This is a genomic window from Nitrosopumilus sp. S4, assembly GCF_054515835.1.
The window spans coordinates 1,597,337-1,616,582 of the sequence record NZ_CM137258.1 but is presented as its reverse complement, the minus strand read 5'-3'; the positions used below and the strand labels follow the sequence as shown (position 1 = coordinate 1,616,582).

Genomic DNA, 19,246 nt, shown 5'->3' with positions numbered 1-19,246 from the left:
TTCAAAATGAGTTTTCCTGAACCTGACGAATTACCTCAAAGTAAACAAGATAATGAAGTAGCAGCACAAAAAGAACAAATTCTAAAACAAATTCTTTCACCAGAAGCACGGATGAGACTAAACAATATCAAAATGGTAAAAGCTGAACTGTGTGAATTAGTTGAACAATATTTGATCGGAATGGCAACTCAGGGTAAAATTAGAGGTCAGCTAAACGACGATCAATTAAAGCAAATATTACTTTCAATTCAACAACCAAAACGCGATTTTAAGATAAACAGAGTCTAAATCTAAAATTTAATTATGGGTAAGATCTGGGGTTAGTCATGAAAGCAGTAGTATACAATGAATATGCACCAGATGATAATTATGCTAAAATCCTCAAAGTCCAGGATATAGATGAACCAAAACCAAAATCCGATGAAGTAATTTTCACCAATAAGGCTTCGGCACTAAATTATAATGATATTTGGGGAATGAGAGGAGTTCCAGTAGCAGTTCCTCTACCACACGTTTCAGGTTCTGATGTAGCTGGAGATGTTATCGCAGTAGGCGAAGATGTACAAAATTTCAAAGTAGGTGACAGAGTTGTCTCTCACTCAAACTTGGCATGCAGAGTTTGTAAAGCATGTACTGATGGAAGAGAATTCGATTGTACCAAAAGGCAAGTTTGGGGTTTCCAAACTGGACCATTATGGGGTGCATACTCTGAACAAATTCATTTACCAGAAGTCAATGTTTCAAAAATTCCTGATAGTGTTTCATATGAAGACGCAGCAGCAGCTTCAATGACTCTTTTAACTTCATGGCATATGCTAGTTGGTAGAGCTAACATCACCCCAGGACAAACAGTACTCGTGATGGGTGGTGGTTCTGGTGTTGGAAGCTTTGCAATTCAAATTGCAAAATTGTATAATTGTGATGTAATTGCAACTGCAAGTCCAGACAAATTAGATAAATGTCTAGAACTTGGTGCAGATCATGCAGTAGACCACAGAAAAGATGATTGGCAAAAAGAAGTCTTTAAAATATCAAAAGAACTTGCAAAAACAAAAGGTGAAGCACCTGGAATTGATATTGCATTTGATCACATTGGTCAAACTCACTTCAACAAGCAGCTAACATTGCTCAAATATGGTGCAACTCTTGTTTCATGTGGTGCAACAACAGGTTACGACGCACAAATCGATCTTAGACACATATTCTTCAAAGGAATCAACGTCTTAGGTTCAACACAAGGAACAAAAGCTGAACTTGATCAAGGTCTTTACTGGATGGGTCAAGGAAAACTAAAGTCCATTGTCGACTCTGTCTACACATTTGAGCAAGCCGCAGAGGCTCACACAAAAATGTTAGATGGTAAATTCTTTGGCAAAATCTTAATGAAGCCAGAAGGCGCATAGTCATTTAATGACACAGCTTTTTCGCAGCCTCATTTTTGTTCCAGGGAACAATCCTAGGTTTTTAGAAAAAGCAAAAAAGCTTCAAGCTGATATTGTTTGTTTTGATTTAGAAGATTCAGTTCCAGATAATGAAAAAGTAAATGCAAGAAATCTAATCAAATCTGCATTAAGATCTAGAAAATCATATGATTCATCAATTTTTGTTAGAACAAATTCTCCAACATCAGGTAAAATTCCTTCAGATCTCAAAGAAATAGTCCAAAAAGGAATAGATGGAATTGTAATTCCCAAGGTTAACAATACCAAGGAATTAAAAAAAATTGAACAAATCCTATCAAAGCTTGAAAAAACACGAAAGCTAAAGCCAATTCAATTGATTCCATCAATAGAATCTGCTGAGGGAGTAGTCAATACCTATAACATTTCATCTTTTGGAAAAAGAGTATCAGCAGTAGTTTTTGGTGTTTTTGATTTGTTAAATGACATTGGAGTTGAATACACTAAAGAATCTGAAGGGGCAAAATATTCAAGGTCAAAAATTCCAGTTGATGCTCATGCTGCAGGAATTGTGGCAATTGATGCAATTTGGCAAGATCTTAAGGATGCTAAAGGATTAGAAAATGATTGTAAAATTGGAAAGAGTCTTGGCTATACTGGAAAAAGTGTAATTCATCCAGATCAAATCCCTATAGTCCATAAACTATTTCATCCAAACAAAAGTGAGATTTCTTGGGCTGAAAAAGTATGCAAAACATATCTCCAGTCAACCAAGAAAGGAAAAGGCGCAACAACAGTTGATGGAAAAATGATCGATGAGGTTCATTTCAAGCAGGCAAAAGCCCTTCTTGATTTGGTAAATAAATAATTTTTACGTTTAATTTATTCAAAAGATTGCAAAATTGCTTTCATGCTAGTGCTTTTTGAAAATATTTTTTTAGAAACTATTCCTGTAACTACTGTTTTGTCTTTTTTTATGTCTAATTTAATTTCGTGAAAAACACATTGTAGTTTAGATATTTTTTTACTCTCACTTAATATTTTTCCAGACTCTATAACTAATCCACTAAGTATCAAATTTTCAATTTTTCTATATCCCGAAGTTTTTGGCACTTTAGATTCTTTTAGAATTTTAGGAATGGTCAATTCATTTTCTAAAAGTTTTGAGATAATTTTTCTTGTTTCTATATCAGAAAAAGATTCTAAAATAAGATTGGACAAATCCTGATTTACTATGGTTATTATGAATTCATCATCCTTTTTTTTAACTTTGATGATTTTATTGATACAATCCTTCTCAAACCTTGAAACATTAATCTGAGAATTTCGTTTTAATACATTTGAAAATTTATCAAAATGCTCAATTGATAGTTTGATTGACATGCCATGCTCTAAAAATAATTCACGTTCTAAACTTTTGAGAACATCTAATTTCAATCCTTTTTTGATTTCCTTAGATAGTGATGTTGAAATTAGTCGATCAATGCCACCCATATGTTAATTCTATTTATGGAAAATATTAAAGCACCGCTTTATTTAGAATGAGTAGAGATGTCTAAATCTGTAATTGTTGTAGATGATGATGAGGATACGGTTCGATTATTTAGTGAATTTCTTGAGGAGCATGGCATATCAGTAGTAGGAAACGGATTTGATGGTGTTACTGCAGTAAAATTATACAAGCAAACAAAGCCAGATGTTGTTCTAATTGATCTTAACATGCCTAATGGAAGTGGATTTTATGCGATTAAAAAAATTCAAGATATTAATCCTAAAGCAAAAATTATTGCAGTTTCAGCAGATGGAAGCTATTCTACTGAAGAAAAACTAGAAAAACTCAATATTCCATTAATTCAAAAGCCCTTCAAAATGGATAAAGTCATCCAAATTATTGAAAATTAATTTCCCATTTTTGGGACTTTTCACATATTCTTATATTATAATGTTCATAAAATTTATTGATTAAAATGAGTAAACGTGTTACAATCATGATTGATGAAGATCTTGATAAAAAAATCAGATTAAGACAAGCAAAGCTGATTCAGCAAGAGCAATCATCATATAGTTACTCCAAAGTACTAAATGAAACTCTTCGTAAAGTTTTGAAATAGATTTTTTCAATTTTTTATCTTTTAGAATAGGTTAAAGATAATGAATTTTAATTAAATACAGCAAAAATGGTTAATCTTCTTGATCCCTCCAATGTAATCACCAGGATGTTTAATGCCGGAAAATATGAGGAAATGTATCAATATTGTCTAAAATTGCTTGAGAAAATACCAAATGATATGGTTGCCCTTCAAAATATCTCATTATCTCTAATTTACTTAAAAAAATATCAAGAAGCCATTACATATTGTGACAAAGTATTGGCAATAAAAAAATCTGATACTTATGCTCTTAAAAATAAAATCTATTCTCTTGAAAATTTAAAGCAATATGAGAAAGTAATTGAATTATGCCAAGAAATTCTATCATTTAATCCAAAAGATATTTGGGCTCTAAACAGTATGGGATTGTCCCTAAATGAATTAGATCGTCATGAAGAAGCCCTTGAGTGCTATGAGAAATCATTGAAAATTGACCCAAATGATGTTACAGCGCTAATGAACAAAGCCATTTCGCTTAGCCATTTAAAAAATTATGAAGAATCAATAAAATATTATGATAAGGCACAGTCTGTTGATCCCAACATTAAGGAAATTCCCATTGCCAAGTCTAGATTATTTGAAAAATTAAAAATGCCTGATGAAGCATTTTTAGCTGCACAGGGAGTTTTAAACAAAGATATGGAAAAAATAAAAGTTGATGCAAAAGAAAACAAATGCACTGTTTTTCATCAGTTTTGTCAAAATGAATTTGAAGAATATGATTCTAAATAATATACAAACAATATATTATATCTAAATCATTTTATACATAGAATCTATATTAAATTTTGATGTTTACTGGAATTGTTGAAGGTACAGGAAAAGTTGAAAAAATTTCAAAAAATACAAAAAATAGAAGTGCTATTCAGATGACTGTAAATCTAGGAAAACATTCTAAGGGATTAAAAATTGGCCAAAGCGTTGCATTAAATGGTGTTTGTCTTACTGCTACCAAATTATCAAAATCTAATTGTGTTTTTGAAATGATTGAGGAAACAACGAAAAAAACTGATCTAGGTAATCTCAAAGTAGGTGGAATTGTAAACATTGAACGCAGCTTAAAGGCAGGAGACAGACTAGAAGGACATTTTGTATTGGGTCATGTCGATGGTGTCGGAATTATTAAAAAAATAATTAAAAAACCAAAAGAAGTTCAAGTTTGGTTTGAGGTTCCTAAAAATCTTGCAAAGTATGTAGTAAAAAAAGGATCAATTGCTATTGATGGAATAAGTTTGACTGTTGTAAATGTCAAAAACACACTTGCATCTGTATCATTAATTCCACATACCATTGAAGTTACTAATTTTCACACCAAAAAAATAGGCGACAAAGTTAATATTGAAACTGACATTCTTGGAAAATACATTCTAAAGTAAAGCCAATTATCTACAATTTTAGTGGTAATTACCAATTTTTTAGTAAACTTTATAATTAGATCAAAGGGATTTTTGTTTATGACACTTGAATCTGCATTAGAATCTCTAAAAAGAGGAGAGTTTGTACTTTTGTTTGATTCTGCAGGACGTGAAAATGAAATTGACATGGTAGTTGCTGCAGAATTTGTTACGCCTGAACATGTTGCAAGAATGCGTCAAAATGCTGGAGGATTATTATGTATTGCAATAGATCATAATTTCGCATCTTCCCTTGAATTAAAGTACATGCACGAAATTCTCTCTGATTCTAACATTACAAACAAAGAGATGATTATGGGGTTGGCACCTTATGGTGATCATCCGACATTTTCCTTATCTGTAAACCACTATCAAACTTATACTGGAATTACTGATAAAGATAGATCCTTGACTATCAGAGAAATGGCAAACATATTCAATGTTGAAAATAAACAGAAAAAATTTGCATCATCATTTAAAACTCCTGGACATGTTCCTTTACTAATTGCATCCAAAGGTTTGCTTGCTGCACGACAAGGTCATACAGAAATGTCTGTATATCTTGCGCAAATAGCTGGTTTGACTCCTGTAACTGCAATTTGTGAAATGATGGATGCTGAAACATATGCTGCATTATCAGTAGATAAAGCAGAAAAATTTGCAAAACAAAATGGAATTCCATTAATTGATGGAAAAGAACTTTTAGAGTACGCCAAGGTGCATTAATTTTGAATATTGCTGTAGTTGTTTCGGAATTCAATAAAGAAGTGACATCTAGGATGTTATCTGTAGCTGAGGAAAAAGCAAATTCTTTGAAATTAAAAATAGTATATACTTGTAATGTCCCTGGGGCTTATGATATGCCCATAATTGTTGATTCACTCTTGAAAAAAAGCAATATTGATGCAGTAGTAACGCTAGGAGCCATAATTAAGGGCCAAACAAAGCATGATGAGGTAATATCCCATTCTACTGCTCAAGCCCTTACAAATTTGTCAATAAAATACCAAAAGCCAGTTTCATTAGGGATTTCGGGACCTGGAATGCAAGAAAAACATGCTTTTGCAAGAATTCGACCTGTTGCAGAACGTGCAGTTGAAGCAGTTGTAAAAATTTCTGATGAGCTAAAAAGGATACAAAAATGATCCAACTAAGTATATTGAAAATTAGTGGTTATGGTCCATGGACTCTAACTTTAGGCAGTGATAGGGAGCATGAATTACAAATGTTACAGGCTTCACTTTACAAAGAAGTACAAAAACTATTTTCTGAAAAAAACTGTCTAGTTTTTCTTAATCGTGCAGATGAATTTTTTGTAGTTTCAAACGGACTTGAATTAGAGGATCATGTTGAAATCCAAAATAAATTAAAGAAATTATTTGATATAAGATTAACAATTTCTATTGGATATGCTGATTCTCCATTTGATGCAAATTTGAAGGCATACGAAGGAAAGAAAAATGAAAATATTCTAAATAAGGAACATGATATTTTTGGTTTTGTTAATGGAAAATCAGATTCAAATGTTTCAATAATGCATCTTGACGTTGATGATCTTACTTCGAGAAGAAAAACAAATTCACCATATGAAATTTCCTCCACAATATTTGAACTCTATTCTAAAATGTCAAAATACTTCCTTCAGAAGAAATCATTGACTTTCTTTATGGGTGGAGATAATTTTATGGTAATTGCTTCTGATGATGCAAAAAATTCTGTTCAAAAATTTATTGATTTGATAAAAAATGAAGATAAAATTTCTTTGAACTGTGGTATAGGAAATGCAAAAACAGCTAGAGAAGCTGTAAAATTAGCCACAAAATCCCTTGATACAATACGAGAAATTCGAGATTCAGGTAAAGAAAAACCTGAAGTTTATGAATTATCATGTTAATAAAAAATATCAGCTTACTTTCAGGACCTGAATTAGAATATGTTCCAAGTAGTGATGTAAAAATTCAAGAAAACAAATTCAAAAAAATTCAATCTAAAATTGCTTTAGATACAAAGGAAGAAGCAATTGACTGTGAAGGATTAATCCTGGTTCCAGGATTTATTAACGCACATACTCATATTGGCGACTCTGTTGGAAAAGATACTTCTTTGAATAATACAGTTGATCAAAAGATCCATCCTGTATTTGGAGCAAAATCAAAAATTCTAAAAAATACATCTAATGATATTTTAGCAAATTTCATGAAAAATACCTGCTATTCTATGATTCGAAAAGGAATAACAACATTTGTTGATTTTAGAGAAGGAGGTCTGGATGGTGCTAATTTGCTTAAAAAAGTGGTTTCTGATATTCCAATAAGATCAATTATTCTGGGTAGGGTTGAATTCTATCAAAGTTCATCTGAGATTAAAAAAAACCAATCTTTTCCCAAGGAAAAAATCAAGGAATTATCTGAAATAATAAAAAATTGCGATGGAATTGGAATCAGTGGAGCAAATGAGAATAGTACATCAGTACTGAAACATTATTCGAAAACACCCAAAATAAGAGCTATTCATGCATCAGAAACCAAAGAGAGTGTTGTAAAATCAAAAAAAATCACAGGAAAATCTGAAACCACAAGGGCATTATTTCTAAAACCTCATTTCTTGATACATATGACTAATGCATCAAAAAGTGATCTAAAGGCTACTGCAAAAAAAACTAGAGGAATAGTAATTTGCCCAAGAGCCAATTCTTCATTAGCAGAAGGTATTCCAGATATAGAGATGATGCAAAAGGCAGGCTGTACTCTTGCTTTAGGCACAGATAATGTTATGATTAATTCTCCTGATATGTTTAGAGAAATGGATTTTCTATGGAAAGCAACTATGGGAATTAACAAAAAAAGAATTACTCCAAAAGAAATTCTTAAAATGGCAACGGTGAACGGTGGAAAAATTTTACAAAAAAACATTGGTCAAATAAAAACTGGACAAATTGCAGATTGTATCTTTTTAGATAAACATGCATTAGATTTAGAACCAATGCATGATCCACACGCATCAATAGTTCATCGAGCATCTGAAACTGCAATAAAAGCAGTAATGGTTAGGGGAAAAATAATTCATGGAAAAATCTAGGCCGTTAGTTATTTTAAGTGCAGCAACTTCTATTGATGGAAAAATTGCATCTAGAACTGGAGATTCTAAGTTATCATCAACATCAGATGTAATCAGACTTCATAAACTTCGTTCAAGTGTAGATGCCATTCTAGTAGGGAAAAATACTGTTTTAGTTGATAACCCATCACTCACTGTAAGACAGGTTAAGGGCAAGAATCCAATTAGAATAATTTTAGATTCTAAAGGAGAGATACCAAAAAATTCAAAAATATTACAAACAAGTAACAAAATTCCTACCATAATTGCAGTATCAAAAAAAATTAGCAAATCTAATTATGAAAAATTAAACAAGTTTCCTGTTGAAATAATTATTACTGGAACTAATTCTGTAAACCTAAACCAATTATTAAAAAAACTTTTGAAGAAAAAAATCAAAACAATTCTTGTCGAAGGTGGTGGAACTACTAACTGGGAATTCATTAAAGAAGATCTTTTCGATGAAATGATTATTACAATCTCACCATTTCTCATTGGAGGAATTGACGCAATTTCATTAGTTGAAGGACGTGGATTTGGAAAAATTTCAAAATCCCCTAATCTGCGTCTTAAATCAATCAAGAGGCTCAAAAACCACCTTGTTTTGCATTATGTCAAGGTGTAAGTTATTATACTTTATTTAAAATAAAATTACAAGAAATTGGCAGTAAAAAAGAAATCTACAACCAAAAGAAAAGCAGCACCAAAAAAGAGGGCTGCACCAAAAAAGAAAGCAGCACCAAAAAAGAAAGCTACTAAATCAAAATCAAAGAAACCAGCATTTGGTGGCTATGCAATTAGTTTTGCAGGTCGTAAAGAAACTGTAGAACAGGTTTTTGGAAATAAACCAATTGCACCAAGTGAAATGACTAAAAAGATTTGGGCATTTGTAAAATCAAAAAGCCTTTCTAATCGTTAAACCAACTTGTTAACGTTAACTCGTTAACTAATTTCTATCTTTTAATTATTTTTTAAAATAAATAAGATATAGATATTGGATTTTATTTTAAATTATTATGTCTACAGCATCTTTACGTCGTGATCATGAACTTATAGAAAAAGTAATCAAAGCAATGGAATCGACAATTCAACTACTCATAGATGGAAAACAAATTCCTGAATCAATTTTACTTCCTGTTATTGATTTTTCAAAAAACTTCACAGATGTTTGTCATCACAGTAAAGAAGAAAAATCATTATTTCCTGCATTAGAACAAGCAGGCATGCCAGCTAATATGGGTCCAATTGCAATGATGCTGATGGATCATCAGCGCTCTAGAGAAATTGGAACTCAAATGGAAGAGTCTGCAAAACTATATCTCTCATCAGGTGATTCAAGTAAATTAATTTCTGATATGCAACAGTATGTTGAACATATTACAGAGCATCTTTGGAAAGAAAATAATCGATTATTTATGATGGCAGAAGCTAGATTACAATATGTTGCAGAAAAAGTAGATAATGAATTGACTCAAATTGAAGAATCAAAACTCCAAGATTTAGGAAAAACTCGTAAACACTATGAAGAATTAGCTGAAAACCTCGCAAAAGATGTTACTCAAAAAGGAAATTAGTTTTGTCTTATAGTATATTTGGTCAAGTTGTGGGCGTAAGAAAATTCGTAAATGGTGATTTAGAATTAGATTTCTACCATGATGATGAGATTACCGAATATAGATCATCATCTGATCCAGGCAAATTAAGCAATTTTCCTATGAGTTTAGCTGAAACTATGGCTGCAACACTAGCTACTGATGTTTGTATTGAAATCTACTTTGGTGAAGATGGAAATCCTTCACATATTGAACTAGAAGAATGCGATGATGATGAGGATGATGATGAGAATGATGACGAGGATAATGACGAGGATGATGACGATGAATAATACTTGTATTTTTACAATGAATTATTTTAAAATATTTTAATTTTTTAAAAATTTATTCTACATAGTGATGATGAGTTAGATTATCATAAAATCTGACCGATTTTATATTCACAAATTCTAACATGCCATATCTGGATAATTCTCTACCAAAACCACTGTGCTTTATTCCACCAAATGGAATTCTAGGATCTGATATTACCACATTGTTTACACTTACGATTCCAGATTCTATTCGCCTTGACATTTTTTCAGCTTTTGCAAGATCCCTTGTCCAGATAGTAGCACCTAATCCAAATTCAATATCATTTGCCATTTTTATGGCCTCACTTTCATTTTCAACTATAGTAATTGGCGCTACTGGTCCAAAGGTTTCCTCTTTGGCAATTCTCATATTTGGTTTTACATTTGTAAGAATAGTTGGTTCATAGAAGAACCCTTTATCGCCCTTTCTGGAACCTCCCAATAATATTTCTGCACCTTTTTCTTTTGCATCCTCTACAATTCCTGAAATTGTTTCAAGACCATCTTTACTTGAGAGTGGACCCATATCAGTTTCCATTGACATTGGATCTCCGATTTTAAGCTGAGATGCTTTTTTGATAAATGATTCAATAAAGTCTTTAGCTATGTTTTTTCCAACAAAGAATCTTTTTGAGGCTACACAACTTTGTCCACAATTAATGAATCTGCCCTTAACAGCCCCTTCAGCAGCTTTTTCAATAATTGCATCATCTAATACGATGAAAGGATCACTGCCTCCTAATTCTAAAACACATTTTTTCAAATTTAATGCAGCCCTTTCTCCTACTTTCTTTCCTGCATTTGTACTTCCAGTAAATGTTACAGCATTAACATCAGAATCAATTAGATGGTTTGCTGATTCAACACTTCCTACAACTGTTTGAAAAATTCCATCTGGCATTCCTGATTCAGTAAATGCCTTCTCAATTTCAATCCCTGATTGCATTGTAACTCTAGAAGGTTTCATTACGATTACATTGCCTGCCATCAAACATGGTGCAGCAAATCTTAGTGCTTGCCAATAAGGAAAATTCCATGGCATGATAGAGCCAATTACTCCAAGAGGCTCAAATGTAAGGAAGCTTTTTCTTGCATCTGTGTTTAATACTTCATCTGAGAGAAAACTATCTCCATTATCTGCATAAAATTCTAAAGCCCAAGCACATTTTTCTACTTCTCCGATTGATTCCTTGAGTGCTTTTCCCATCTCTGATGTGGCAACTTTTGCAAGTTGTGTTTTATTTTTCTTCAAATATTCAACTAAATTGTAAATGTAACTTCTACGTTTTTCATAATCTTTTTTCCATTCAGGAAATGCTCTTTTTGCTTTTCTTACTAAATCAAAAACTTGATCATTATTCATTGGTGTAAATGATGAAATTTCTTCCTCCGTTGCAGGGTTGATTGTTTTGATTTGAGTCAAGGATCTTTCCAAGAATTTCTCCTATTTAATCTAATTATTTCAAATCCAATTTGGATTTTTAAAATCATTCCTAAAATTTGAATTTTTCAATATTCTCTAAATCAGAAAATTTGTTGCATGTCTTTTTTAATTTCATCAATTTTCTTGGAATATGCCTTTTTTGATTTATCATTCTTTTTTAGATTTAGAACATTACCACATGATGGACATTTGAACATACCCTCAAGTGATTCTTCAAATGTCACTCTAGGACAATCTTCATTTCCACAATGATAAAAGTCTGAAGCATTTTCATAATCTAATCTTTGTTGTAATCTTTCTGTAATCTTCTTTTTTTGATTTTCAATAAAATGCTCAACTTCTTCTCTTCTAGTTCTCCATCTGTAGACAAACCATCCTTTTCTTTCATCTTTTACTCTAATCCCTGTAATTAGTGATTTACCAAAAAGATCATAGAGTACTTTTCTAACCATGTTAATTCTAAGTCCAGTTGAACTGGCGATTTCTTCATCAGTTGCATCTTCTGCTTTTAAAAGAGATCTTGCTACTTTGAGATATTCATCTCCTCCAATCATTGAAGCAATTCTTACAAAAGGATCTTCGTATTTGTCTACCATCTCAAATCTTCCTCAATTTTCTATTATTAATCCCTTGTTTCTTTTACCTGTACGTTTTTTCCTTTTTTTGTAGGAATAATCTTCCTTTTTGCACCTGGAAATTCCTTTTCAAATTGTTCTCCATTCTGAATTCGATCTAGTAATATGGCTAAAGCACTAATTTCTGAGTGTGGTTGACTTCCAACTCCGACATTATGATCTGCTAATTCATAAATTTCTCTAGGAACTTTTTCTGCCCCTACAACAACTAACAAATTTTCTTCTTGTCTAAGTTGTTCTTGTACATTGTTAATACTTTCACCATACATCGAAAGATGGATTATTCTAAAATTTTCTTCTTTCTTTTTTTTAATAATTGATTTCCAGTTATCAATAAATTCAACAATAAAATCTCCTCCCCATGTCTCTTTTATTTTCTCAAGTGTATCTTTGATTTCAGGATTAACTTCAGTCATGAAAATTCTTTTTGCACCAAAAGCCCTTGATACTAATGCAACATGTGTTGTTACTCTATCATCTCTAACTAGACGTTGTCCAATTCTTACCACTTCAATTACCAAATGTCTTTTCAACTCCTAATGAATTAGTAGTTAATTTTGGTAAATTTTGACTTTGAATCACATCTCTGATTAATTTTTTTAATTCGTTGATATTTTTTCCTGAAAATGCTGATACAGAAACCCATTTTTTATTTTCAGCTAAATTAAGAACGTTAACTTTTTCTTCAATCTCATTATTTTTTAGTAAATCTGATTTATTTAGTGCATAAATCATTTTTTCTCTTTCTACTCCTAATTCACCAAGTGTTCTCATACAACTTGCGAATTTCTTTTTCAAATCAAATAGAGGATCACTAATGTCAATTACTACAATAATGATATCAGTATGCCCCAATTCTTCCAAAGTGGATTTGAATGCATCAATCATGTAAGCTGGTAATTTGCTGATAAAACCTACAGTATCTGAAATTAGAAATGATTCTCTATCTAAGGAAAATTTCCTTGTAGTTGTAGATAGAGTTGTAAATAGCTCTTTGCTTTGCTCTCTAGTTTCACCTGTCATTTTGTTAAACAACGTAGTTTTCCCAGCAGACGTATATCCTGCAAGAGAGATAGTTTTGAATCCCATTCGTTTTCTGCCTTGTCTATGAAGCTCTCTTTGTTTCCCAGCCTTTTCTAGTTTAGATCTAATTGTTTGCATTCTGTGTTTGATGTCATTATAGTAAACATCGACCTCAAATTTTCCAATTCCCATAAAACCTGGCTGCTCTCCCATATTTGAAAGACGAACTTTTTCTTTAGCCCGAACCATCTCGTATCTTAGCTGAGCTAACTTTACTTGCAATTTTGATTCTGCACTTGATGCTCTGCTTTCAAAAATTTCAAGAATTAGTGCTTCTCTATCTAATACTTCCCTATGTAATACAGAAGCAAGATTGTAGTTTTGACTTGGTTTTAGGATTTCATCAAAGACAATAACATCTGGTCTGATTTTCTCAGCAATTTCTTCCAGTTTTTCTAAAGCCCCTCCACTAATTCCATATTTTGGTTTTTTTAGAAAATTTTGTGTTATGGTGTGAACAACTTGATATCCGGCAGCATCGCATAATCCTTTGGCCTCACTGATTGCATCTTCCTTATCATATGTGATTAGTATTGCAGAATTCATTTTAATTCAAAATCTCTCTCATTAGCCGTTTCTTGATAAATTAACCTATTTTTTAAGGGTCTTTTCTATATTCATATTCAATACAATTTCTGCTATATCACTAGCATATTCTGAAATTCTTCTTATATTTTCCGTCATTCTTCTAACCCTGTAAATTTCTTCATCATCTTTTAGGGTTTTTGAGGCATCTCTAACTTTTTTCTCAAATTTTACAATTTCATCTGTTTTTTTAATTGTCTTTTCAGCCTGAGCATAGTCTTCTTTGAATAATGCCAAACATGAATCATCTAAAACTGAAAGACAAAATTCATTCATATCTTGTAATTTTGATAGAATCTCTTTTTTTACCGGTTTTTTGAATTCTAGAAGATCTTTTGCTATAAATGCAGCATGATCTCCTGTTCTCTCAATATTTTTTACAACTAATCTATAACCTAGACAATTTCTTGCGTTTCTAAATCCCATCTCTTTTAACATATGTTCATTTTGAATTGCTATCTTTAATTGACGAATTATGTAGAAACCAAATCTATCTACTTCATCATCTGTATTGATTACTTCTTGTGCAAGATCTAAATTATTCTCTTTAACCGCCAAAATTGCATCACTTGACATTGATTTTGCTAAGTGAATCATTCTTTTGAATGCCCCATCTACTGATAATTCAAGTAAATTAACTAAAACTTGAACTGTAATTCCTGCACTTGAATCAGAAATTATTTCAGAACCCATCAACATTCTCTTTACTGCTTCTTTTACCGTGTTTCTTTGGTTAGGGCTGAGCCTTCCGTTTTTTGGTTTTACATTTATTGTTTTGAATCCCAAAAAGTACAATGAAATTAATTTTCTAACAATCGATGATGCTTCTTCTTCAACATCAATCTCGATGACAGCATCCTCTTTTTTCTGGATACGTGATTCAAATTTTGGAGGATAAAGTTCTAGGGTTGCTGAACCTTTTCTTATCATTCTGATCTGATCACCTTGTTTTAGGCCAAGATCAAGAATCCATTGTTTAGGTAATGAAACTATATATGATGATTTTCCAGTAAATTGAATTTTTCTTGTTTCTTCTCTTTCTTCCATAATCTAAATAAAAAATTTGATTCTATATAGTTTGTGACAAAAAATATAGTATTACATTGAACTAATATTAAGTTCAAAATAACTATGTTTATGGATAATGTTTTGAAATTAAAGCACACCTTAGATGCCTTGTTTGGTAGTGGTGTCTCAAAACAACTACCCAAAGAAATTGAAATGACTTTTTCAAGAAAGACTGGAAGAATTAGAACTGTCTCTCATGATAACAAATTACTCTGTACTTTGAGAATTGATGGTGGACTTGCAATATCTCCTTATTTTGCACAAATTTTATTAAAAAATAAAAAATTTCGTGAGAATTGTGTAGAGGTAAATGCTGACGCAGCACCATTTGTAATGGATGGTAAATCTGTATTTTGTAAACATGTCGTGTGGTGTGGAAAAAATGTTCGAATATCTGCTGATACACCAGTAATATTTGAGGATAAAGTCATAGCAGTTGGAAGAGCAGTTTTGTCAAATGAGATGATTTCTGATTTTAAACGAGGCGTGGCCATTAAGGTCAGAGATAGTTTAAAAAGTCGAAATGAGGAAATAAAATCATGATGCGTGGTGGAAATCGCGAAATGCGAAGAATGATGGATAAGATGGGTCTTGATATGAGTGAGATTCCTAATGTTCAAGAAGTAATCATAAAGACAGATAAAAAAGAAATCATTGTCACCAAACCATCTGTAACTGAAATGAAGGCAAAAGATAATTCGATTTTTACAGTTACTGCAGATAGTTATGAGGAAAGAGAACTAGAGGTTCCAATTTTCTCTGATGAGGATATTCAACTAGTTAGTCAACAAGCAGGAGTTGATGAAGAAAAAGCTAGGGTTGCTTTAGAAGAAGCAAAAGGCGATCTAGCCAGAGCAATATTACTTCTGACAACTGGATAATTTACCATTTTTGTGCCTAGAAATCTGATAAAAATGAATGATTTAAGTAATGGAATAACCGAATTTTGGGTATAATGAGCAGTATGGCAGAATCCAAAGTTACGGGAATAATTAAGTCTCTTAATGAACTTGAAAATGACCTTGATTCTCTTACAAGCAAAGTTGCAGATATGAAAAAGCAACTTTCAATCAAAGCAACCAGTGAAATTGATTCACTATTAGAAAAAACACGAGAAATGGCTACAAAAGAGGCAGAAACTATGATTAATGCTTCTAAAGAAAAGGCTACAGCTGAATCATCAAAAATTGCTCAGGCTGGTGAGGCTAAACTATCTGAAACACAATCAAATATTGATGCAAATTTTGATGAAGCAGTAAAACATGTCGTGTCAACTGTTTTGAAGGCATAAAAATAAATCTCATTTTTAATCTTGAATAATATCGATCCCATACTAAATGCCCGTATTGGAATTGCTACTGTTTATGGTAAACCCTACTATAGATTTTCTACCTATCTGAAAACCCTCAATTTACCATTTGATTCTATTCTACCTGAAGAAATATTTGATTATTCTGGGAATCTAATCCTTACAACAAAGAAAGAATCTCCAAAAAAATGTGAAAAGGCTTTACTCCATGAAGATATTTTTGAAAATCATCCTACGGTAATTAAGGGATTAATGATGCAAAAACTAAATCTGGATTTTCTAGAGGAAGATCTTATTTTAGGTATTGACCCTGGAAAGAGAATTGGTCTGTCTATTTTTTATTATGGTAAAGAAATAGAGAGTATTTTTCACTCCTCTGTTGAAAATTTGGTTTCTCATGTAATTGGAGTTTTGGGTGGTCTTCGCGCAAAAAGAAAAATTGTTAAAATTGGGAATGGCAATATGCAAATTGCTAAACAAATTTCCACAATGCTTAATTTGAAATTCTGCTCATCTTATGAATTAGAATTTGTTGATGAAAGAAAAACCAGCTTAAAAATTAAGAATTTTAATCAGCGTGGAAAACGTGATATGCTTTCTGCAAAGTATATTTCTCAAAGAGATGGTCTTAGACATTCAATTTTACCTCTCTCAATTACTGGATAAAATTAAAATTTTAAAATTAAACATATGAAATTTTGAAATTGGTTCAAAAATAATCTCATCATTAATGATGAAAGTATGAGTTTCTTATGAATATTTCAATTTAATTCTAAAAAATTGAAATTTTTAGTCAAACAACTATATTGATACATGTTATTTTTTCACAAAATCTATCATAGAAACAGATATACATATTTATTGAAGATTTATTGGTTTTTTTTGAAACTAATAACTTTGATCGATATAAATGATAAAAAAATTACATCTTTTTAGATATATTTTGAATATTTTATCGATCCATCCTTATATAGTTATGAATTCTATATAAAACACCAAGATGACTTGTAAAGGAATTTGTGTTAGATATAAGGCTCAAAAGCCTGTTGGAACCGGAAGATATGCTTCTGGACAACGTCGATGCCAAATTTGTGAAATTTTCATCAAATGGGAAGGACTTTGGTGTCCATGTTGTGGATATAGATTAAGAACAAAACCACGTAATCTGAAATATAAAGCAAAATTACGAGCAAGGGTAGAGGCTGATTCTATTGAGGCTCAAGCAGTAGCAGATACTCAATCAAATGAGATTGAAGTTGAAGCAATACCCGCAAAATCTAAATCAAAAGCTAAAACTGCAAAAGCAAAAACCACCAAGTCAAAGGCAACAACAAAAACAAAAGAAAAATCTTCATGCACATATTGTGAAAAAATGTTTGTCTATGTAGACAAACACGAAAAAAATTGTAAGAAGAATCCAAATAAAGTTGATGCTTCCCACGAAAGTGAAACAATAGCAATAAAAGCATAAGACTTGTTCATAGCTTATTGAACTCTCCAAATGGATTTTTCCATAAATTGGTAAATTTGGAGAGCCGAAACTTTTCTTTAAACATTCAAAAATTTGATAATGGTTTTTTTGTATCTATTACTGAGGGTTCTAACAAATTAGGTTCTATGGTTGTATCCTTGGCTACAGGACCTTCACCAGTAACCACTACTGTAATTCCCTCCAAGACTGAATCCCTTTTTCTCAAATTGGTAGCTGAAAGAATAAGCACCAAGATGCGTGGCATTGCTATTGTAACTACATTTATCCAAAAGGAACTAAATCCTGATACTGCAAAAGGCTTAATGTCTGAAATAATGGACATGATTGAGAATGAGTGATTTAAGAAATTATATCTCAAAACTAAAAAAAAGCAAGGATCTTAAAATAGTAAAAACCAAAGTATCTACTAAATTTGAAATTGCAGGAATTACAGCTAAAGTAGATGGTTCAAATGCTGTATTATTTGAAAATATTAAAGAAAGTAAATTTCATTTAGTATCTAACTTAGTAGGAACTCGAAAAAGATTTGCTTTAGCAGTTGGGGCAACTGAGGAAAATATTCATCAAAAAGTAATTTCAGCTATTAAAAAAGCAAAGAGGCCAAAAGTTATTCCTAATGGAAAATTCATGGAAAATAAATCAAAAAATGTGTATTCTATGCCTATAGTTACTCATTTTGAAAAAGAATCTGGTCCATTTATCACATCCTCAATAGCATATGCAATTAATCCAGATACTGGAAAACAAAATTCATCATTTCATAGATTAATGCCAATTGATAAAACTCATTTTTCCATAAGAATGGTTGAGGGCCGTCATCTACATCGTTGTTTTACAGATGCAAAAGAACATGGAGAAGATCTTAAAATTGCTATAACTGTTGGTGTACATCCAGCAATTTCAATTGCTGGTGCATATCAAGCTGAATGGGGAAAAGATGAGATTGATATTGCAAATTCTCTTTTAGATGGAAAATTAACTTTATCAAAACTTCCATATTCTGGATTAAACGTACCCTCTAATTCTGAAATTGTTATGGAAGGAAAAATACTACGTGATAAAACTCATCCTGAATGGATGGTTGAAATGCTTCAAACATATGATCATAAAAGATCACAACCAGTTTTTGAACTTGAAAATCTTTACTTTAGAAATAACCCCATTTTTCATGATGTTTTATCTGGATACTCTGAACATAGATTACTAATGGGAATGCCTATTGAATCCAAACTAAATGGTGAATTGAAAAAAGCTTTTCCACAAACTATTCAGGTTTCCATGACAAATGGTGGATGTAATTGGTTACATGCAGTAGTTCAAATTAAAAAGAAAAATGAATCTGATCCTAAAAAAATTATTAAAAAGACATTTGAATCACATCGCTCTCTTAAACAAGTAACCATCGTTGATGAAGATATTGATTCTAATAATGCTGAATCAGTAGAGTATGCAATGGCAACTCGCTTTCAGGCCGATAAAGATTTAGTCATTTTGAAAAATGTTAGGGGGTCTAGTTTAGATCCTTCTAGTAATCAAAATAAATTGAAAACTGCAAAAATTGGATTTGATGCTACACGCTCATTTTCTAAGCGTCCAGAAGGATTTGAGATGGCCAAAATTCCAAAAATTGATAAAATTAAACTAGAAAAATATTTCAAATAAACACCATCACTGATTAAATTAA

General features: G+C 31.6%; 28 protein-coding genes. 22 read left to right on the top strand and 6 right to left on the bottom strand.

Going from position 1 to position 19,246, the window contains the following annotated elements:
* Positions 1–6: 6 nt before the first annotated feature.
* From ACX119_RS09710 to ACX119_RS09700, 3 genes are read left to right on the top strand one after another with little or no spacing between them, the layout of a single operon-like run.
* A complete protein-coding gene (locus ACX119_RS09710) occupies positions 7–288 on the top strand; it encodes a DNA-binding protein (protein WP_459351042.1) in 282 nt (93 codons plus the stop codon).
* 38 nt (positions 289–326) lie between these two features.
* Entirely contained in the window at positions 327–1,403 is a 1,077-nt protein-coding gene (locus tag ACX119_RS09705) for a zinc-binding dehydrogenase (protein ID WP_459351041.1), read from the top strand.
* Positions 1,404–1,410: 7 nt separating this feature from the next.
* Complete coding sequence (locus tag ACX119_RS09700; RefSeq protein WP_459351040.1) at positions 1,411–2,268, top strand: HpcH/HpaI aldolase/citrate lyase family protein; 858 nt, start codon at positions 1,411–1,413, stop codon at positions 2,266–2,268.
* 14 nt (positions 2,269–2,282) lie between these two features.
* Here ACX119_RS09700 and ACX119_RS09695 read toward each other — a convergent pair whose 3' ends face one another.
* Complete coding sequence (locus tag ACX119_RS09695; protein ID WP_459351039.1) at positions 2,283–2,894, bottom strand: transcriptional regulator; 612 nt, start codon at positions 2,892–2,894, stop codon at positions 2,283–2,285.
* 57 nt (positions 2,895–2,951) lie between these two features.
* Here ACX119_RS09695 and ACX119_RS09690 point away from each other — a divergent pair, with 57 nt between their 5' ends.
* The 12 genes from ACX119_RS09690 (at position 2,952) to ACX119_RS09635 (ending at position 9,925) form a co-directional block, all read left to right on the top strand.
* Positions 2,952–3,302, top strand: a complete 351-nt coding sequence (locus ACX119_RS09690) for a response regulator (RefSeq protein ID WP_459351038.1) — start codon at positions 2,952–2,954, stop codon at positions 3,300–3,302.
* 65 nt (positions 3,303–3,367) lie between these two features.
* Positions 3,368–3,511 (top strand): hypothetical protein, encoded by a 144-nt coding sequence (locus ACX119_RS09685; RefSeq protein ID WP_459351037.1) that lies wholly within the window; start codon positions 3,368–3,370, stop codon positions 3,509–3,511.
* A 66-nt stretch (positions 3,512–3,577) separates the two neighbouring features.
* Positions 3,578–4,282 carry a tetratricopeptide repeat protein gene (locus ACX119_RS09680; protein WP_459351036.1) on the top strand — a complete coding sequence of 235 codons (705 nt, stop codon included), beginning with the start codon at positions 3,578–3,580 and terminating at the stop codon, positions 4,280–4,282.
* 59 nt (positions 4,283–4,341) lie between these two features.
* Positions 4,342–4,926 (top strand): riboflavin synthase, encoded by a 585-nt coding sequence (locus ACX119_RS09675; RefSeq protein WP_459351035.1) that lies wholly within the window; start codon positions 4,342–4,344, stop codon positions 4,924–4,926.
* A gap of 78 nt (positions 4,927–5,004) precedes the next feature.
* On the top strand, positions 5,005–5,670 hold the full coding sequence (ribB, locus tag ACX119_RS09670) for a 3,4-dihydroxy-2-butanone-4-phosphate synthase (protein ID WP_459351034.1): 666 nt from the start codon (positions 5,005–5,007) through the stop codon (positions 5,668–5,670).
* Between the two features lie 2 nt (positions 5,671–5,672).
* A complete protein-coding gene (gene ribH / locus ACX119_RS09665) occupies positions 5,673–6,089 on the top strand; it encodes a 6,7-dimethyl-8-ribityllumazine synthase (protein WP_297594485.1) in 417 nt (138 codons plus the stop codon).
* The gene (locus ACX119_RS09660; protein ID WP_459351033.1) at positions 6,086–6,838 is read left to right on the top strand and encodes a GTP cyclohydrolase IIa; all 753 of its coding nucleotides are present in this window, start codon (positions 6,086–6,088) and stop codon (positions 6,836–6,838) included. Before ribH ends, ACX119_RS09660 begins: the two co-directional genes overlap by 4 nt.
* Entirely contained in the window at positions 6,832–8,022 is a 1,191-nt protein-coding gene (locus tag ACX119_RS09655) for an amidohydrolase family protein (protein ID WP_459351032.1), read from the top strand. Before ACX119_RS09660 ends, ACX119_RS09655 begins: the two co-directional genes overlap by 7 nt.
* Positions 8,009–8,665 (top strand): 2,5-diamino-6-(ribosylamino)-4(3H)-pyrimidinone 5'-phosphate reductase, encoded by a 657-nt coding sequence (locus ACX119_RS09650; protein WP_459351031.1) that lies wholly within the window; start codon positions 8,009–8,011, stop codon positions 8,663–8,665. The genes ACX119_RS09655 and ACX119_RS09650 overlap by 14 nt, the downstream gene beginning before the upstream one ends.
* A gap of 36 nt (positions 8,666–8,701) precedes the next feature.
* The gene (locus ACX119_RS09645) at positions 8,702–8,959 is read left to right on the top strand and encodes a hypothetical protein (protein ID WP_459351030.1); all 258 of its coding nucleotides are present in this window, start codon (positions 8,702–8,704) and stop codon (positions 8,957–8,959) included.
* Between the two features lie 97 nt (positions 8,960–9,056).
* A complete protein-coding gene (locus ACX119_RS09640) occupies positions 9,057–9,614 on the top strand; it encodes a hemerythrin domain-containing protein (protein ID WP_459351029.1) in 558 nt (185 codons plus the stop codon).
* A 2-nt stretch (positions 9,615–9,616) separates the two neighbouring features.
* A complete protein-coding gene (locus ACX119_RS09635; RefSeq protein WP_459351028.1) occupies positions 9,617–9,925 on the top strand; it encodes a hypothetical protein in 309 nt (102 codons plus the stop codon).
* 52 nt (positions 9,926–9,977) lie between these two features.
* Here the strand turns inward: ACX119_RS09635 and ACX119_RS09630 are convergent, their stop codons facing one another.
* The 5 genes from ACX119_RS09630 to ACX119_RS09610 all read right to left on the bottom strand — a co-directional run bounded on the left by ACX119_RS09630 (position 9,978) and on the right by ACX119_RS09610 (position 14,740).
* Entirely contained in the window at positions 9,978–11,309 is a 1,332-nt protein-coding gene (locus ACX119_RS09630; protein WP_459352030.1) for an NAD-dependent succinate-semialdehyde dehydrogenase, read from the bottom strand.
* Positions 11,310–11,470: 161 nt separating this feature from the next.
* A complete protein-coding gene (locus ACX119_RS09625; RefSeq protein WP_297594501.1) occupies positions 11,471–11,986 on the bottom strand; it encodes a transcription factor in 516 nt (171 codons plus the stop codon).
* 26 nt (positions 11,987–12,012) lie between these two features.
* The gene (locus ACX119_RS09620; RefSeq protein ID WP_459351027.1) at positions 12,013–12,546 is read right to left on the bottom strand and encodes a tRNA (cytidine(56)-2'-O)-methyltransferase; all 534 of its coding nucleotides are present in this window, start codon (positions 12,544–12,546) and stop codon (positions 12,013–12,015) included.
* A complete protein-coding gene (hflX, locus tag ACX119_RS09615) occupies positions 12,536–13,654 on the bottom strand; it encodes a GTPase HflX (protein WP_459351026.1) in 1,119 nt (372 codons plus the stop codon). The genes ACX119_RS09620 and hflX overlap by 11 nt, the downstream gene beginning before the upstream one ends.
* A 45-nt stretch (positions 13,655–13,699) precedes the next feature.
* Entirely contained in the window at positions 13,700–14,740 is a 1,041-nt protein-coding gene (locus tag ACX119_RS09610; RefSeq protein ID WP_459351025.1) for a PhoU domain-containing protein, read from the bottom strand.
* A 90-nt stretch (positions 14,741–14,830) separates the two neighbouring features.
* Between ACX119_RS09610 and ACX119_RS09605 the strand changes: the two genes are divergently transcribed.
* From ACX119_RS09605 to ACX119_RS09575, 7 genes are all read left to right on the top strand, one after another.
* Entirely contained in the window at positions 14,831–15,304 is a 474-nt protein-coding gene (locus tag ACX119_RS09605; RefSeq protein ID WP_459351024.1) for a PUA domain-containing protein, read from the top strand.
* The gene (locus ACX119_RS09600; RefSeq protein ID WP_459351023.1) at positions 15,301–15,642 is read left to right on the top strand and encodes a nascent polypeptide-associated complex protein; all 342 of its coding nucleotides are present in this window, start codon (positions 15,301–15,303) and stop codon (positions 15,640–15,642) included. The genes ACX119_RS09605 and ACX119_RS09600 overlap by 4 nt, the downstream gene beginning before the upstream one ends.
* An 83-nt stretch (positions 15,643–15,725) precedes the next feature.
* A complete protein-coding gene (locus ACX119_RS09595) occupies positions 15,726–16,052 on the top strand; it encodes a phage head-tail connector protein (RefSeq protein WP_459351022.1) in 327 nt (108 codons plus the stop codon).
* Positions 16,053–16,157: 105 nt separating this feature from the next.
* Positions 16,158–16,736, top strand: coding sequence for a RuvC family protein (locus tag ACX119_RS09590; protein WP_459352029.1), 579 nt, complete (start codon positions 16,158–16,160; stop codon positions 16,734–16,736).
* 334 nt (positions 16,737–17,070) lie between these two features.
* The gene (locus ACX119_RS09585) at positions 17,071–17,541 is read left to right on the top strand and encodes a hypothetical protein (protein ID WP_459351021.1); all 471 of its coding nucleotides are present in this window, start codon (positions 17,071–17,073) and stop codon (positions 17,539–17,541) included.
* Positions 17,542–17,558: 17 nt separating this feature from the next.
* Entirely contained in the window at positions 17,559–17,900 is a 342-nt protein-coding gene (locus ACX119_RS09580; RefSeq protein ID WP_459351020.1) for a proteasome assembly chaperone 4, read from the top strand.
* The gene (locus ACX119_RS09575) at positions 17,893–19,224 is read left to right on the top strand and encodes a UbiD family decarboxylase (RefSeq protein ID WP_459351019.1); all 1,332 of its coding nucleotides are present in this window, start codon (positions 17,893–17,895) and stop codon (positions 19,222–19,224) included. The genes ACX119_RS09580 and ACX119_RS09575 overlap by 8 nt, the downstream gene beginning before the upstream one ends.
* Positions 19,225–19,246: the final 22 nt, after the last annotated feature.